The 16,061-nt window shown below is 73.4% G+C and carries 14 protein-coding genes; 6 read left to right on the top strand and 8 right to left on the bottom strand.

Annotation, left to right across the window (positions count from 1 at the left end; translation table 11 throughout):
* Positions 1 to 19: 19 nt before the first annotated feature.
* Positions 20 to 391 carry a MerR family transcriptional regulator gene (locus IOD16_RS01750; RefSeq protein WP_201438629.1) on the bottom strand — a complete coding sequence of 124 codons (372 nt, stop codon included), beginning with the start codon at positions 389 to 391 and terminating at the stop codon, positions 20 to 22.
* Positions 392 to 504: 113 nt separating this feature from the next.
* Here IOD16_RS01750 and IOD16_RS01745 point away from each other — a divergent pair, with 113 nt between their 5' ends.
* Positions 505 to 1,578, top strand: coding sequence for an alkene reductase (locus IOD16_RS01745; protein ID WP_201438628.1), 1,074 nt, complete (start codon positions 505 to 507; stop codon positions 1,576 to 1,578).
* A 6-nt stretch (positions 1,579 to 1,584) separates the two neighbouring features.
* On the opposite strand, the gene IOD16_RS01740 is transcribed toward IOD16_RS01745, so the two are convergent.
* Positions 1,585 to 2,787, bottom strand: a complete 1,203-nt coding sequence (locus IOD16_RS01740; RefSeq protein ID WP_236594682.1) for an ROK family transcriptional regulator — start codon at positions 2,785 to 2,787, stop codon at positions 1,585 to 1,587.
* A 49-nt stretch (positions 2,788 to 2,836) separates the two neighbouring features.
* A complete protein-coding gene (locus IOD16_RS01735) occupies positions 2,837 to 3,310 on the bottom strand; it encodes a MarR family winged helix-turn-helix transcriptional regulator (protein ID WP_123743981.1) in 474 nt (157 codons plus the stop codon).
* A gap of 58 nt (positions 3,311 to 3,368) precedes the next feature.
* On the opposite strand from IOD16_RS01735, the gene IOD16_RS01730 reads away from it, so the two are divergent.
* Positions 3,369 to 4,232, top strand: a complete 864-nt coding sequence (locus IOD16_RS01730; protein ID WP_201438627.1) for an NmrA/HSCARG family protein — start codon at positions 3,369 to 3,371, stop codon at positions 4,230 to 4,232.
* 19 nt (positions 4,233 to 4,251) lie between these two features.
* Here the strand turns inward: IOD16_RS01730 and nudC are convergent, their stop codons facing one another.
* The 4 genes from nudC to IOD16_RS01710 form a co-directional block, all read right to left on the bottom strand.
* Positions 4,252 to 5,202: an NAD(+) diphosphatase gene (nudC, locus tag IOD16_RS01725; RefSeq protein ID WP_123743983.1), complete on the bottom strand. Its 951-nt coding sequence runs from the start codon at positions 5,200 to 5,202 to the stop codon at positions 4,252 to 4,254.
* Entirely contained in the window at positions 5,199 to 6,587 is a 1,389-nt protein-coding gene (locus IOD16_RS01720) for a M16 family metallopeptidase (protein ID WP_201438626.1), read from the bottom strand. The genes nudC and IOD16_RS01720 overlap by 4 nt, the downstream gene beginning before the upstream one ends.
* Positions 6,584 to 7,870 (bottom strand): M16 family metallopeptidase, encoded by a 1,287-nt coding sequence (locus IOD16_RS01715; protein WP_123743985.1) that lies wholly within the window; start codon positions 7,868 to 7,870, stop codon positions 6,584 to 6,586. The genes IOD16_RS01720 and IOD16_RS01715 overlap by 4 nt, the downstream gene beginning before the upstream one ends.
* A 337-nt stretch (positions 7,871 to 8,207) precedes the next feature.
* Positions 8,208 to 9,848: a DUF2207 domain-containing protein gene (locus IOD16_RS01710; protein WP_201438625.1), complete on the bottom strand. Its 1,641-nt coding sequence runs from the start codon at positions 9,846 to 9,848 to the stop codon at positions 8,208 to 8,210.
* 135 nt (positions 9,849 to 9,983) lie between these two features.
* Between IOD16_RS01710 and IOD16_RS01705 the strand changes: the two genes are divergently transcribed.
* Together IOD16_RS01705 and IOD16_RS01700 are read left to right on the top strand one after the other, a co-directional pair.
* Positions 9,984 to 11,231, top strand: a complete 1,248-nt coding sequence (locus IOD16_RS01705) for a neutral zinc metallopeptidase (RefSeq protein WP_236594681.1) — start codon at positions 9,984 to 9,986, stop codon at positions 11,229 to 11,231.
* 15 nt (positions 11,232 to 11,246) lie between these two features.
* Positions 11,247 to 12,146 (top strand): neutral zinc metallopeptidase, encoded by a 900-nt coding sequence (locus IOD16_RS01700; RefSeq protein WP_201438624.1) that lies wholly within the window; start codon positions 11,247 to 11,249, stop codon positions 12,144 to 12,146.
* Here IOD16_RS01700 and IOD16_RS01695 read toward each other — a convergent pair.
* Positions 12,116 to 12,553, bottom strand: a complete 438-nt coding sequence (locus IOD16_RS01695) for a hypothetical protein (protein WP_201438623.1) — start codon at positions 12,551 to 12,553, stop codon at positions 12,116 to 12,118. The two genes, IOD16_RS01700 and IOD16_RS01695, sit on opposite strands and share 31 nt — an antisense overlap.
* Positions 12,554 to 13,857: 1,304 nt before the next feature.
* Here IOD16_RS01695 and IOD16_RS01690 point away from each other — a divergent pair.
* Positions 13,858 to 14,535: a response regulator transcription factor gene (locus IOD16_RS01690; protein ID WP_123743990.1), complete on the top strand. Its 678-nt coding sequence runs from the start codon at positions 13,858 to 13,860 to the stop codon at positions 14,533 to 14,535.
* Positions 14,532 to 16,016 (top strand): sensor histidine kinase, encoded by a 1,485-nt coding sequence (locus tag IOD16_RS01685; protein ID WP_236594680.1) that lies wholly within the window; start codon positions 14,532 to 14,534, stop codon positions 16,014 to 16,016. The genes IOD16_RS01690 and IOD16_RS01685 overlap by 4 nt, the downstream gene beginning before the upstream one ends.
* Positions 16,017 to 16,061 lie beyond the last annotated feature (45 nt).

Raw genomic sequence — 16,061 nt, 5'->3', positions numbered from 1 at the left:
CGGGGGGCGGAGCGGCCGGTCAGGCGGAGACCCGGCTCGCGTCGCGGTGGGCCCGGGCGGCGACCATCAGCAGGTCGAGCGCGTCACGGGTGCGCAGCAGCTCCTGGATGTGGTCGGAGAGCCGGTCGCGTTCCTTGGCCATGCGCTCCATCGCGGCGTCCGAGTTCTCGTCGCTCGGCGAGTCGATGCACGGCAGCAGCTCGGTGATGGTGCGGCTGGACAGCCCGGCCGCGTACAGGCGCTGGACGAAGGCGACCCGCTCGACGTCGTCCTCCGTGTAGTGCCGCTGCCCGCCGGCGCTGCGGGTGCTGCTGAGCAGCCCCTGCTCCTCGTAGTACCGCAGCGAGCGGACGCTGACACCGGCCCGCGCCGCGAGGTCGCCGATCCTCATGCGCCCTCCTCGTTGTGACGCCGGTCGCACGGCTTGCCTCTCACATTGATGTCAGGTTTTAGCGTACCGGTCGGGCCCGTCGCGGGCCTCGACCAGTACGAAGGAGTTCCGGCATGACCACGCTGTTCGACCGCTACCGCCTCGGCGGTCTGGACCTGCCCAACCGGGTCGTGATGGCGCCGATGACCCGGGCCCGCGCCGCGGCCGGCGGTCTCGCGACCCCGTCGATGGCGGCTTACTACGCCCAACGCGCCACGGCCGGGTTGATCGTCTCCGAGGGCGTGCAACCCAGCCTGGTCGGGCAGTCCAACCCGGGCACCCCGGGCCTGCACACCGACGAGCAGGTGGCGTCGTGGCGGCCCGTCACCGACGCCGTGCACGTCAACGGCGGGCGCATCTTCGCCCAGCTCATGCACGGCGGCCGGGTCTCGCACCCCGACACCACCGGTGTCCAGCCGGTCGGACCGTCCGCGGTCGCCGCCGCGGGCGAGGTGTTCACCCCGAACGGACCGCGGCCCGCGCCGGTCCCGCGAGCCCTGGCCACCGCCGAGGTGGCCGACCACGCCCGCTCGTACGCCGAGGCCGCCCGGCGCGCCGTCGACGCCGGGTTCGACGGCGTCGAGCTGCACGGCGCGAACGGCTACCTGATCTCGCAGTTCCTGTCGTCCAACGCCAACCTGCGCACCGACGCCTACGGTGGCCCGATCGCCCACCGCATCCGCTTCGCCGTCGAGGCGGTCGCCGCCACGGTGGACGCCGTCGGCGCGGACCGCACCGCGATCAGGCTCTCCCCCGGCGGCACCTTCTGGGGCGTCGAGGAGACCGAGGTGCCGCGGCTGTACGCGGCCCTGCTCGCCGAGCTCGCCCGCTTCGGCCTCGCCTACGTGCACCTGGAGGCGACCGCCGACGAGGAGGTGCTGATCGGGCTGCGCCGCGCGTGGCCGGGCGCCCTGGTGGTGAACCCGGTGGTGCCGATGGGCCCGAGGCGGACCGACCGGGCCGCCGCCGACCGCTGGCTCGGCCTGGGCGCGGAGCTGATCAGCTTCGGCCGCGCGTTCGTGGCGAACCCGGACCTGGTCGAACGGCTCCGCGCCGGCCTGCCGCTCGCGTCCGCCGACACGGCGACGTACTACCAGGGCGGTGACGCGGGCTACCTCACCTACCCGGCGTACCGGCACACCGCCTGAGCCCGGTCAGACGACGTGACTGGCCGTGCGGCGGCGCACACCTCCCGCGGCCAGGAACTGGGCCACCGGCAGGGTCGCCGCGCCGAGCGCGACCGACTCGGGGCCCAGTTCGCACAGGGTGATCGACGCCTGCTCGAACGGTCGGCGCAGGGCGTGGCGGGAGGCCTGGGCGCGCACGTCGTCGAGGATCCGCGCGCCGAGCAGGAGCCCGGCCCAGCCGCCGACGATCACCTGCGACGGGTTGAACAGGTTGATCAGGTTCGCGATGCCGAGGCCCGCGTACCGGGCGGTCTCGGCGAGGACGTCCCGGGCCGCCCGCGAGCCGTCCGCGACCAGCGCCGCCAACGCCGCCTCCTGCTCGGCGGGCACGTCCGCCTTCACCGCGCGGTACCGCTCGACCACGGCCGACGCGCCGATGTACGCCTCCAGGCACCCGTGCGCGCCGCACCGGCACGGGCGACCGTCCAGGGCGACCGTCGTGTGGCCCCACTCCCCCGCGCCGCCCGACGAGCCGCGGTACAGCACGCCGCCGGCGATGACGCTCGCGCCGACGCCGGACCCGATCAGCGCGACCACCGCGTCACCCGTGCCGCGGCCCGCGCCGAACCAGACCTCGGCCTGCCCCAACGTGTTCGCGCCGTTGTCCAGGAACAGCGGCAGGTCGGTGCCGGTCCGCAGCAGCTGTTCCAGCGCGACGCCGCGCCAGCCGACGGTCTGCGCGTACACCAGCCCGTCCTCGACCTGCCCCGGCACGCCGATGCCGACGCCGAGCACGTCGCCGACCGCGCTGGCGGCGAGGCACCGGTCGAGCCCTTCGAGGACCCGTCGCGCCACGTCGTCGACCGAGTGGACCTCGGGCTCCATCGGGAACGTCGCCTCCGCCAGCCGTCGCAGCGTGAGGTCGAACACCTCGACCAGCACGTGCGTCTCGCCGACGTCCACCCCCACCACCGCCGCGTGTGCCGGGTCGACCCGCAGCAGCACGCGGGGCCGGCCGCCGTCCGAGTCGACCTGCCCGGCCTCGACGACGATGCCGTCCGCGATGAGCTCGGCGACGACGGTGCTGACCGACGCCTGGCTGAGCCCGGTGGCGCCCGCGAGCTCCTGCCGGCTGCGCGGGTGGTCGAAGTACAGGGCGCGCAGCACCCGCGCCCGGTTGCCGGCGCGCAGGTCGCGCACGGTCAGCTTGCGGTGCACGGCGACCCCCATCGGGCGAGTAGGACCACGGTCGCCACACGGGCGCGTAGAACTCCCGACGTTAGTCGGTTGCGAACCGCTTGGCGTCCCATTTGCCGTGCGCCTCCAGCAGTTTCCGCCCGACGCGCTTCAGATCCGCGAGGTCGCGATCACTCAGCGCGGCGGCGAACTCCTCGGCGACCGATTCCCGGTAGGCGGGGGCGCTCGTGGCCGCGAGGACCTGCCGCCCGGCGTCGGTCAGCACGGCGTGGACGACCCGGCGGTTGTCGGGCGGCTGCTCGCGCGCGACCCAGCCCCGGCGCACCAACCGCTCGACCAGGCGCGTGACGCCGCTCGGGCTGACCGCGAGCAGGTCGGACAGCTCGGACATCAGCAGGCGGTCGTTCATGTGGATGCGGTACAGCGCCTCGTGTTCCAGCAGCGAGCACCCGGCCACGGCTTCGATGCGCCGTTCCACCGCGACGCGCACCGCGTCCACGCCCTGCTGGACGTACAGCCACGCCAGCAGCGCGTCACCCGGCTCTTGTCGGCTCATGACGGCACTCTACCAAACTCACTTGACGTCAGAACATTTTCAGAGTCAACCTTTGCTCATGGAACCTATTCTGGTCACCGGTGCGACCGGCGCCCAAGGCGGAGCCGTGACCCGCGCCCTCCTGGCTCGCGGCCACCGGGTCCGCGCCCTCACCCGCGACCCGCACAGCGTTGCGGCGCGGGAACTCCGACGGCTCGGCGCGGACATCGCGCACGGCGACTTCGACGACCCCGCGTCCCTGCGCGCGGCCCTGGACGGCGCCCGCGCCGTCTTCGCCGTGACCACGCCGTTCGGCAGCGACACCGACACCGAGGTCCGCCACGGCATCACGCTGGTCGACGCGGCGCGGGACGTGGAGCACGTCGTGTTCACGTCCGCGTCCAACGCCGACCGCGACACCGGCATCCCGCACTTCGACAGCAAGCAGCGCATCGAGCGGCACCTGGTCGACGCCGGGCCCCGGTGGACGATCCTCGGGCCGGCCGCGTTCATCGACGACAAGTTCGGCGAGTGGACGATGCGGGGTCTGCGCGAGGGCGCGTTCCACCTGCCCATGCCGGCGGACCGCCCGCTGCACCTGGTCGCGGTGCGGGACATCGCGGCGGTCGCCGTGCTCGCCCTGGAGCAGCCCGACCGGTTCGCGGGCAGGCGGCTGGACCTGGCCGGCGAGGCCCTGACCCCGGCGGCCATGGCCGAGGCGTTGACCGCGGCCATCGGCCGCCCGATCCGCCACCACCGCCCGCCGTTGGACGTGGTGGCGCGGTACTCGGCGGACCTGGCCGCCATGTTCGGCTACTTCACCGAGGTGGGCACCGACATCGACCTGCCCCGGCTGCACGCGGCCCTGCCCGAGATCACCTGGACGCGGTACGCCGACTTCGTCCGCCCGCTGCCCTGGCCGGACCTGCTGAAAACGCCCTGACCGGCGGTGACGCGCCGGGTCAGCCGACCGCCGCCCACGACTGGATCATCCGGTAGGCGATGGAGGCGCCCGGCGCGAGCAGCAGGTCCGGCACGCTGCCCGGCTCGGCGAGCGCCTGCCGCACGTCCGCCCGGCTCACCCACCGGGCCTGCGCGATCTCGCCGTCCGCGAGCCGCAGGGGCTCGGCCGGGTCGGCCACCGCCTCGAACCCCACCATCAACGACCGCGGGAACGGCCACGGCTGGCTGCCGAGGTAGCGGATGCCGCCGACCACGATGCCGACCTCCTCCGCGATCTCCCGCGCCACGCACGCCTCCAGCGACTCGCCCGCCTCGACGAACCCGGCCAGCACCGAGTACCGCCCCTCGGGCCACCCCTCGCCGCGGGCGAGCAGCACCTGGTCGGCGCCGTCGTGGACCAGGCAGATCACGGCCGCGTCGGTGCGCGGGTACTCCTCGTGCCCGCACCGCTCGCACACCCGGGCCCACCCGGACTTGATCGACGCGGTCGACCCGCCGCACACCGCGCAGAACTTCGCCGACCGGTGCCAGTGGAACAACGCCACCGCCGACGTGAACAGGCCCGCGCCGGTGTCGTCGAGCAACGCGCCGCACGCCCTCAGGTCGAGCCACTGCGGCTCGTCCGTCAGCTCCGGCCCGGTCCACGCCCGGCCGGCGGGCGCGCCGACGTCCGTCTCGTCCTCGGTCAGCGGAACCGCCCAGTACGCCACGCCGTCCTGCTCGCCGAGCAGCACCGCCGTGTCCGGCGGGGCGTCGCCGAACTCGGTGGCGGGGCGGTCGACCAGGCGCGATGCCCGGTCGGCCACCATCGTGCGGCCACGCGCGTCCACGGTGAGGACGCGCGCCTTCGGCCACAGCTGCCCGATCCGCTCCGCGTCGCCGCGCAACGGTTCCTGCCGGTCCACCGTGGACCGCGACAGGGCGGGCAGTTCCACCAGCTCGAAGCTCACGGCAGGGTCACGCCGCCCAGCGCCCGCAGCTGCGGGGTCAGCAGTTCCGCGTCGCCCACCAGCACGCCGGTGAACGACGTCGGCGCGAAGAACTCCAACGCCACCTCGGCGACCTGCTCGACGGTGACCGCCGCCAGCCGGGCCGGGTGCCCGGTGAACCACCCGACGTCCAGCCCGAGCCCGGCGAGGTTCACCAGGAACGACGCCAGCCCGCCCTGCGACGACGTGGCCGTCAGCAGCGACCCGATCGCGTACCGGCGCGCGGTGTCCACCTCGGACTCCGTCGGCGGCACCAGGCCCAGCCTGCCCAGCTCGTACCTGGTCTCCAGCAGCGCCGCGACGGTCACCTCGCTGGCCGTGTCGGCGTCCACCAGGAGCGTCGCGCCGCCCGGCGTGAACTCCGGGTGCGACCGCGCGCTGTAGGTGTAACCCTTGTCCTCGCGGATGTTCTCCACCAGCCGGGACGAGAAGAACCCGCCGAACACCAGGTTCGCCAGCTGCAACGCCGGGTACCGCTCGTCGGTGCGCTCCAGCCCGCGCCCGGCGAGCCGGATCTGGGACTGCACGGCGCCGGGGCGGTGCACGAACAGCACGTCGCCGCCCCGCACGGGCGACAGCGGCGACAACGCCACCGCGGTGCCCTCGCCGGTCCAGCCGCCCAACGCGGCTTCGACCGCGCGCACCGCCGCGTCCGGCGCCACGTCGCCCACCACGACGATCGCCGAGCCGCGCGGCAGCACGGCCGACGAGTGCAGCGCCAGCACGTCGTCCCGCGTCACCGCCTCGACCTCTTCGGCCTCGGGCATCTCCTTGGCGAACGGGTGGTCGCCGTACAGGTGGCGCTGCAACGCCTCCCGCGCGATCACGTTCGGCTGCGACCGCGCCAACCGGATCCGCTCCACCAGCCGCGCGCGTTCCCGCTCGACCTCGTCGGCCGGGTAGGTCGCGCCGGTCAGCACGTCCCGCAGCACGTCCAGCACGGTCTCGAAACCGGACACCAGCGCGTTGCCGGAGAACGACAGCCGCTCCGGGTCGACCACCGCGTCCAGCTCGCCGCCGACCAGGGCCAGCTCGGTGTCCACGTCCACCCGGCTGCGGGTGGCGGTGCCGGTGAGGACCGTGTTCGCCAGCACCTCGGCGCGGGCCGCGTGCGTCGAGCCGACGCTGCTCGTCGCCGGGTCGCCGAACGGGATCCGCAGCCGCACCTCCACCAGCGGCACCGAGTCCCGGCGCACGGCCAGCACCCGCAGGCCGTTGGCCAGCGTCGTGTCGATCGCGTCCAGGTCCGCCGCCGCCCGCTGCTCGCCCAGCTCCGGGAACGGGCGAGGCCCTAGCTCCGTACGGCCGATCTCGTCGGCGCTGCGGTGCTTGGTCGGGGCGCTCACTCGTTACCTCCACTGGCGGGCTTGAGGATCAGGACGGCGCGCGAGTCGGACCGCAACGCCTTGGCCGCCGCGGCGACCTCGTCGGTGGTGATGCCGGCCAGCTTGTCCGGCAGCTCGTACAGCAGCTCCGCGCGCCCGAACAGCAGCTCGGCCGACCCCAGCCCCAGGGTCCGGCTGGTGAGCCGGTCGTGCTCGCGGTGCATGGTCGACACCCAGCGGGCGGTGACCTTCGCCAGCTCCTGCTCCGTCGGCCCTTCCTCGGCCAACCGCAGCAGCTCCTCGTCCACCGCCGCGAGCACCTGCTCGGAGGTGACCTCCGCCGGGTGGATCGCGGTGATGCTGAACGTGTCCGGGTCGCGCGCCTCCAGCGGCCCGAACAGGCCGCAGCCGGCGCCGACGTCGACCACGATCGCGTCGCGGTGCACCAGCCGCTGCTGCAACCGCGACCCGTCGCCGTCGGTGAGCACACCGGCCAGGACCAGGTACGCGAGGTAGCCCTCGACCTCGTTCACCGGGTCCGGGATGCGGTAACCCACGGCGAGGGCGGGCATCGGCGCGTGCTTGTCGGTGTGCTCGGCCCGCAGCTCGCCCTTCGGCGCCGCCTCGGCGAACGACGGCCGGGTCGGCACCGGACGGGCGGGCACGTCACCGAAGTGCTGCTCGACGAGCGCCTTCGCCCCCTCGGGGTCGAAGTCACCCGCCACCGTCAGCACGGCGTTGCCCGGCGCGTAGTAGGTGTCGAAGAACGCGGCGCAGTCGTCCACGGTGGCGTTCTCCAGGTCGGTGAAGTCGCCGTAGCCGTTGTGCGCGTTGGGGAAGGTCTGGAACAGGACCGGCGGCAGGAGGATCCACGGGAACCCCCCGTACGGTCGGTTGAGCACGTTGAGCCTGATCTCCTCCTTCACGACGTCGATCTGGTTGCGCAGGTTCTCCTCGGTGATCTTCGGCGCCCGCATGCGGTCCGCCTCGAGGAACAGAGCCCGCTCCAGTGCCGCCGACGGCAGCACTTCGTAGTAGTCGGTGTAATCGGGGTGGGTGGACCCGTTGAACGTGCCGCCCGAGGACTGCACGTGCCGGAAGTGGGCCAGCTTCTCCAGGCTCTCGCTGCCCTGGAACATGAGGTGCTCGAAGAGGTGAGCGAACCCCGTCCGCCCCTCGGGCTCGGAGCGGAAGCCCACGTCGTAGTGCACGCTCACCCCGACGACCGGGGCGCTGCGGTCGGGTGCGAGCACCACCCGCAGACCGTTGGGAAGCGTGAACCTGTGCAGTTCGGGTAGCGCCATGGACGCAGCCTACGGGTTCACACCACTGCCGGGCTCGATGGTCGCCCACCCACCGAAGCGTCGCGCTACGCCCAGCGCGAACCGACCGGGTTCGGACCGGTCGACCAGCGACTCGACGGCCGATCCGGAGCCGGGCACGCGCCCGCACCGGTCCGGACCACCGCCTGTCTCAGCAGGCCGCCCCACCCGGTGGAGCCGGCGCGCGTGGGCACCGGGTCGGCAGCGGCTTCACCCCGCCGAACCCTCGCCCGCCGCCCGCGGGGTCGTGTTTCGGGGGTGACTCCAGTGTCGAACTCGTGTTCGAGATGTGCAAGATCACTTTCGGGTGAACGGCGGGTCAGCCCCGCAGCGACCGCAGGTGACCCGCCTGCGCCAGCACACCGTCCACCGCGCCCAGGAACGACGGGAACCGCTGCGCGAACCGCCGCAGGTCGCCGCCCTGCTCCGCCTCGCCGAACCAGTACAGCCCCGGCCGGGCGCCGGCGAACGCGGCCAGCCACCGCTCCGTCTCCCCCAGCACCACCGCGTACGGCAGCGACCGCGAGAACACCATCTCCAGATCGGACTCCGGGATGTCCTGCGGCGTCGCCGTGTGCAGATAACCGCGCAACCCGCGCACGTGCTCCAACAAGACGCTGCCGCGCTTGGTCCGGGCGGGCATCGTGCGCGCGCCCACCGCCAACGCCACCCCGGCCACCAGGACCACCAGCCCGAACAACGCCGCACCACCCGCCAGGGCCAGCGCCACCGTCAGCGCCGCGCCCAGCGCGGCGACCCCGACACCGGCCCACCACCACAGGTTGCGCTCGGCGTCCGGCCGGCGCGTGAACCAGTTCTTCGCCACCACGTCCGCGTACAGCGCGTCCCGCACCCGCGACAGGTCGATCCGCCTGCCCCGCAGCTCCGCCAGCGACACCGCGTCCACCCCGTCGGGCAGCAAGGTCTCGTACACCGCGCGTTCGTACCCGGACAGCGCCGGGTCGGCCGGGTTGCGCCGCACGAACCGCCAGTCGTGCCCGTCGACCTCTTCGATCCACAAGTAGTTGCGCACCGCGAGGTCCACGATCGTCGCGGTCACGTCGACCACGTCCACGTGCTCGTCCACCACCGTGCCCACCTGGCCGGGCAGCACGCCGTCCGGCGAGGCGAACGCCACCCGCCCGGCGCCGTCGGCGACCAGCACGTTCACCGGCCCGACCTCGCCGGCCAACGCCCGCGCGTCACGGCCGCGGAGGTACCACAACGACAACCCGCCGCACAGCAGCAGCACCACCAGCCCACCGAGCCCGATGCCGGTGAGGGGGGTCAACGCGAACGCCGCCGCGAGCCCCGACGACTCCTCCACCCGCGCGTTGGCGGGGGCCGCGCCCTCCTGCAAGCCGACCGTCACGTCGACCCGCTCGCCGGCCGCCAGGCCGATCTCGGTCACCCGCACGCCGCGCCCGTCGCCCAGGTCCGCGCTGGTGCACGGCTTCGACGTGCCCGGCTCGCCGGCCAGGCAGTTCACCGACCGCGGCGCGTCCGGCGTGATCACGGAGGCCTTCACCGAGTCGAGCGGGACGTCCCAGCCGCTCGCGGGCTGCCAGCGCAGCTCCAGCGTGTCACCGATCTTGGCGACGGCCCCGACCACGGAGTACTTGACCGTGGACGTGCCCGCCCGGAGTGCGATCGTCAGCTCGTCGTCCGATGCTGTAGCCGTGCCCCCGCCCTCCACCGCCACGTCGTCGACCTGGAACACCCGGTCGCGATCGGCGGAGACCGGCACGCGCAGCGGGACGACCCTCGTGGCGGTCCGGCCGTCGGGGACGGTGACCACCTCGGTCACGGTCAGCCTGCCGTCGCGCTCCAGCTTGAGCCGCACGTCCGCGCCGACCGTCCCGGGCAGCCCGGCCGTGTCGCTCGGCTGCGCCGCGGCCGAGCCGGCGCCCGTGCACAGCGCGACCGCGCAGAGGGCCGCCGCTCCCCAGTTTTTCGACACGGCCGCGGAGAATAGCGGAGTTCCCCTAAGCTCTTGTGCTGATTCGGGCATCCGCGATATGGGGGACGACCAGCGATGACGCAACCACCGCCGCCGGGTGGCTGGCCGCCGCCACGACCGGTTGGGCCGCCGCCGATGCCCGCGCCGCTGCACCACCAACAGCCCCAGCAGCCCCAGCAGTGGCCCGCCCAGCAGCCCCCGCCCGGCCCGCCGCCGTCCTGGCCCGGTCAACCGCCCGTGATGCCGCCGCCGATGGCCGCGCCTCAGCAGCACCCGATGTCCCCGCAGCAGTACCCGGCGGGCCCGCCGCAACTGCCGCCGATGGCCCCGCCCCAGCCGCCGCCCGCCGCCTGGGGTCCGCCGCCCGGACCGCCCCAGGGCTGGGGCCCGGCGCCCATGCCGTACCCGCCGCTGCCCCGGCAGAAGAGCAAGGGCCCGCTGGTGGCCGTGCTGGTCGTCGGCTTCCTCGTGCTGAGCGTGGCGGCGATCGGCATCGTGGCCGCGAACCGCGGCTCCAAGAGCACGAGCGACTCGGCCAACGCCGGGTACGACAGCTACACCTACACGCCCGAACCCACCACCACCACGACCACCACGACGACGTCCGAGACGGAGACCAGCAGCAGGCGGTCCGCGTCGACCAGCACGCCGAAGGCCGGCCCGAAGGCCGTCATCGCGCTGGGCGACAACCCGATCCACGCCGCCGGCCTCGGCGCGTTCAACATCGACGGCTGCGCCCTGCCGGCGATGGACTACTCGCCCGCGGGCCAGGACCGGTTCCTCCGGGCCTCGCTGCCGTGCATCGAGTCGATGTGGAAGCCGTCGTTCGAGCGCGCGAACCTGCCCTACCAGCCGGTGGAGCTGGTCATGGTGACGTCCCAGATCACCAACACGTGCGGCTCCATGGGCCCCGACCGCACGGCCATGTACTGCGACGGCACCATCTACTGGACGCCGAACCACTACGCGAACGAACAGGGTTCGGCGAACCCCAACCACCCCGGCAAGTACCTGGGGCAGCTCGCGCACGAGTACGGCCACCACATCCAGTGGCTGTCCGGCATCCTGCGGGCGTCCAGCCAGGCGCAGTACGAGAAGGGCGGCTGGGACACCCCCGAAGGGCTCGACCTGAACCGCCGCAAGGAGCTGCAGGCCACCTGCTTCGGCGGGATGACGCTCGCGCCCCTGTCGCACGGCGCGGTGCCCGGCGACGTCATCTCGGTGGCCCTGACGGACGCCGGGAACCGGGGCGACTACCCGATCTACCCCAACCGGGACCACGGCGCGCCCGAGAAGAACGCCGCCTGGGTCAACCACGGGTTCAAAAACAACGAGACCAGCGCGTGCAACACTTGGGTGGCGAGCGCGGCGGACGTCAGCTGACCCGACTGGAGGACCGTGCACACGCCCGAGGAGCCCAAGAACAACCCGATCGTCCTCATCGGCGTGTTCTCGTTGATCGTGTTGTGCGTGCTGGGCCTCGGCGGCATCACGCAGCTGGAGACGTCCCGCCGGATCCACGGCCGGGCGGTGGCCGCGCCGGGCGCGACGGTCGCGCAGTCCACCGAGACGGAGCCCCCGCGGCCGCGCGCCGTGCACCGGCTGGCCGACCACCCGCTGCTCACCGAGTCGGTGCGGCTGCCCGCGGTGGCGTGCGCGTTGCCGGGGTTCGGGGTGTCGGACGCGCAGCTGTCGGCGTACTACAAGGCGGGCGTGGTGTGCCTGGACCAGGCGTGGCGGCCCGTGCTGGAGCAGGCGAACCTGCCGTTCGACCCGCCCGCGCTGGACACGTCGCCGGACCTGGCCGAGGGACCGTGCGGCTCGGCGCCCGCGGAGAGTGAAGCGGTCGCGTACTACTGCGGGCGCAACAGGACCATCTACATGCCCACGCGGCGGCTGCGCGACAACGGCGGCGGAGAGCGCGCCGGGTCGCACCTGGCGACGTTGGCGCACGAGTACGGGCACCACGTGCAGGCGTTGACGGGGATGCTGCGCGCGGCGGACGGCAAGATCGTCGACGCGGGCGAGGAGACGCCGGCGGGGCTGGAGATGTCGCGGCGGATCGAGCTTCAGGCCAACTGCTTCGCCGGGATGTTCCTGGTGGCGGCGTCCGGGTCGATCGGCTCCGGGTTGGCGCAGGAGGCGGCGGACGACTTCCAGTACGCCGTGGAGGAGCCGCCGGAGAAGAACGCCCACGGCAGCCCGGACAACCAGTCGGAGTGGGCGTCGCAGGGCTTCACGACGGGCGTGACGTCGTCGTGCAACACCTATGCGGCGCCGGCGGCGGCCGTCGCCTGAGAACGCCTGGTCAGCAGGTAGGCGTAGAGGCCGCCGGCCAGGCCGCTCAGGCACAGCAGCAACGTGGTGAGGCGGGCGTCGAACGGCATGCCCTCGGGCGTGCTGGCGGCGGCTTGCACGGTGAACTCCCCGTCGGTGTCCGCGGGGACGACCACTTCCACCACCTCGTCCTGCTGATGCCCGCAGCCGTCGAGCTTGGCGGTGTGCGTCCGGTCACCGATCGTCAGTTCGACCCGGTCGTACGCCTCCGCGTCGCCGCAGGAAGCCGGTGCGACGACCGTGGCCGGGGCCTTCTGGACCTGCGCGGACGTGCGCGGCCACCACAACGCGACCGCTGCCGCGACGGCCACCAGGCCCACGACCAGCAGCACCAGCGCCCACCTGACCGGGCTTCGCGGAACCGCCACAGCGTGGATGGTCGCAGACGGAGCGGGCGGTTGTCGTGCGGGCCGGCGGCCTCGCCGGCCGCCGAAACATCACCTGATCGTGATCTTGCCCACCCTCGAACTGCTGTTCGACACTAGACCCGTGCCTCCCACCGCGAAACCCACCGAACCAGCCCGCCCCCGAGCCCGCCGCCGGATGCCGCACCGCGCCGCGCGCCGGGATCTCCACCCCTGGATCCGCCCACCGCGCCGGAGAGGTCCGGGATCCGGCCGACCCCCGCGAACACCGCCACCTCCACCACCGCCGGCCGCTCGAAGACAGCTCCCGATCCGCACCGCCGGCCACGGTCGGTGACACGAGCCCGCTCCGGGCGCACCGACAACCGCCACCGCCAGGCCCGGCCCGCCCTCACGGCCTGACCCGACAACACCTGCGACCTCACCCGAGGTCATCACCCGTCGCGACCAACCGCCCACAAGTGACGACGGGTGAGTGCGGCGATGCCCGGGCCGGCGCCGACGAGTGACCGCCACTCGTCCGGCCCCGTCCCGCCCCCACCACCCAACCTGCCGACACTCAGGACCTCGCCCGAGGGTCATCACCCGTCACGACCACACCGCCCACCGGTGACGACAGATGGGTGCGGCGATGCACGGACAGGTGCCGACGGATAGCCCTCACTTGTCCGGTCCCGGCCCGGCCTCACCACCCAACCTGCCGACACCCAGGACCTCGCCGAGGGTCATCACCCGTCGCAACCAGCCACCCGCAGGCGGCGACGGGTGGGTGCGGCGATGCCCGGGCAGGCGCCGACGAGTGACCGCCACTCGTCCGGCCCCGTTCCGCCCCACCACCCAACCTGCCCACACCCAGAACCTCGCCGAGGGTCATCACCCGCCGCAACCAGCCACCCGCAGGCGGCGACAGGTGAGTGCGGCGATGCCGGGCAGGCGCCGACGAGTGACCGCCACTCGTCCGGCCCCGTCCCGGCCTCACCACCCAACCTGCCGACACCCAGGACCTCGCCGAGGGTCATCACCCATCGCAACCAGCCACCCGCAGGCGGCGACGTGTGGGTGTGGCGATGGGCGGGCAGATGCGCTGACGAGGGACCGTCACTGTCCCTGGGCTTATCCCGCCCTCACCGCCTGACCCGACAACACCCGCGACCGCACCCGAGGTCATCGCCCCTCGCGACCAACCGCCCACAGGCGGCGACGGGTGGGTGCGGCGGTGCCCGGGCAGGCGCTGACGGGTGACCGTCACTTTCCGGCCTCGTCACGGCCTTGCGGCCGTGCTGGGCGACGCGACGCAGAATAAGGAGGTGTCGACTGCTGCCAGGGTGCTGGTGATCGAGGACGCGGAGGCGATCGGCGCCGCGGTGAGTTCCGCCCTGCGGGACGCGGGTTACCAGGTGCAGGTCCGGCCGGACGGTCGTGACCTGGAGGGCGACCTGGTCCGGTTCCGGCCGGACCTGGTGGTGCTCGACGTGATGCTGCCCGGCCGGGACGGCTTCATGCTCCTGGAAGTCATCCGGCGGACGTGCGGGGCCGGGGTGGTGATGCTGACCGCCCGGGACGGGGTGTCCGACCGGCTGCGCGGGCTCGACCAGGGCGCGGACGACTACGTGGTCAAGCCGTTCGTGCTGGCCGAGCTGGTCGCCCGGGTGAGCGCGGTGCTGCGGCGGCTGGGTCGGACGCCGTCGACCGTGCAGATCGGCGACCTGGTGGTGGACGCCGACTCGGCGGTCGTGCTGCGGGGTGACGCGCCGGTCGAGTTGACCGCCACCGAACTGCGCCTGCTGCGGTACCTGGCCGCGCAACGTGGGCGGGTGGTGGGCAAGACGCAGATCCTCACCGCGGTGTGGGGCTACGAGGACTACGACCCGAACCTGGTCGAGGTCCACGTCAGCGCCCTGCGCCGCAAACTGGAGGAGCACGGGCCGCGGTTGCTGCACACCGTGCGCGGGCTGGGCTACGTGCTCAGAGCGGACGAGACGTGAGCCTGCGGACCGTCTCGCTGCGCCGACGGGTGACGCTGTCCGCGATCGGGGTGCTCGGCGTCGTGCTGATCGGCGTCGTGCTGCTGGTGGACGCGCTGTTCGCGGCGCAGTCCAAGCGGGACGTCGACACCGCGCTGCTGGAGAAGGCGCGGGTGGCGCAGCAGCTGGTCAAACAGCGGGTGCGCGGGGCGGAACTGGCGAACCGGCTCGAAGGTCGGGGCGTGGAGGTCTGGCTGGTCATGCCGGACGGGACGGTGTTCGGGAACAAGCCGGACGAGGAGGTGGCGAACGAAGTCAGTCGGCAGTTGATCGACGGGTCGAAGATCACGGTGTACGCGGAGACCGCGGTGATCACGGCGGCGCAGACCAGGCTGCGGCGGTTGCTGCTGCTGGCCGGGATCGGCGCGCTGGCGGTGACGATCGGGGCGATGCTGCTGGTGGTCCGGCGGGCGTTGGCGCCGTTGGACGCGATGACCACGCTGGCCCGGTCGATCGCGCGCGGCAACCGCGGGTACCGGCTCAACCCGTCGCGGGCGGACAACGAGCTCGGTCGGACGGCGGCCGCGTTCGACGACATGCTGGACTCGTTGGAGGGATCGGAGGAGCGGACGAAACGGTTCGTGGCCGACGCGGCGCACGAGCTGAGGACACCCATCGCGGGCGTGCAGGCGGTCGCGGAAGCGCTGATGCAGACCGCCGGTGCCGAGGAGCGGGAGCGGTTGAACCTGCTGCTGGTGCGCGAGTCGCGGCGGGCCGGGCGGCTGGTCGACGACCTGCTGGCGCTGGCACGCATCGAAGCCGGTCTCGAACTGCACCGGGAACGGGTCGACCTGCTCGCGCTGGCCGAGGCCGAGGTGGCGCGGACGCGGTTGCTCGCGCCGGACTTCGACATCGTCGCGGAGGGCGAGCCGGCGTTCGTCTCGGGCGACCCGCAGCGGTTGGCCCAGGTGTTGGCGAACCTCGCCGACAACGCCCGCCAGGCCACCGGCCCGTCGGGCAGGGTGCGGCTGCGCGTGTCCAGGGTGGGCAGCTTCGCGCGGCTGGTCGTGTCCGACAACGGCCCGGGCGTGCCGCCGGAGGACAGGGAACGCATCTTCGACCGGCTGGTGCGCCTGGACGAGGCCAGGGACCAGCGCTCCGGCGGCTCGGGCCTGGGACTCCCGATCGCCCGCGGTATCGCGCGCGCCCACGGCGGCGAACTGTCCTGCATCGACCCCGACCAAGTCGCCACCGCCACCGCCACACCGGAGATGGACCTGGCACCGCCCGCTCCGGTCACCGGCCCGAAGGCTGAGGCTGTGGCGGAGAAGCAGGGGCAGGGCGGCGGGCTGCCCGGCGCGAGCCCAGACCTGAAGGACAGCGAGCCGCCTGGGGCGGGCGCTGGTCGGCAGGGCGGGGAGCTGGGCGAGGTGGGTGGAGGCGGTCGGAGGGGTGATTCGGTCGGGGCCGCGTTCGAGGTGCGGATCCCGTTGGCCGAATGACGCCCACCCGGCGTCGGCGGCGGGTGGGCCGGTGCCAGGTGGGCG

This window comes from Saccharothrix sp. 6-C, from assembly GCF_016695385.1.
GTDB lineage: Bacteria > Actinomycetota > Actinomycetes > Mycobacteriales > Pseudonocardiaceae > Actinosynnema > Actinosynnema texasense.
This window is presented reverse-complemented; position numbering and strand designations above follow the sequence as displayed.

Coding starts and splice junctions, on each gene's coding strand:
- IOD16_RS01750 (WP_201438629.1), bottom strand. CDS start 391: ATGAGGATCGGCGACCTCGCGGCGCGGGCCGGTGTCAGCGTCCGCTCG.
- IOD16_RS01745 (WP_201438628.1), top strand. CDS start 505: ATGACCACGCTGTTCGACCGCTACCGCCTCGGCGGTCTGGACCTGCCC.
- IOD16_RS01740 (WP_236594682.1), bottom strand. CDS start 2,787: ATGGGGGTCGCCGTGCACCGCAAGCTGACCGTGCGCGACCTGCGCGCC.
- IOD16_RS01735 (WP_123743981.1), bottom strand. CDS start 3,310: ATGAGCCGACAAGAGCCGGGTGACGCGCTGCTGGCGTGGCTGTACGTC.
- IOD16_RS01730 (WP_201438627.1), top strand. CDS start 3,369: ATGGAACCTATTCTGGTCACCGGTGCGACCGGCGCCCAAGGCGGAGCC.
- IOD16_RS01715 (WP_123743985.1), bottom strand. CDS start 7,870: ATGGCGCTACCCGAACTGCACAGGTTCACGCTTCCCAACGGTCTGCGG.
- IOD16_RS01705 (WP_236594681.1), top strand. CDS start 9,984: ATGCCCGCGCCGCTGCACCACCAACAGCCCCAGCAGCCCCAGCAGTGG.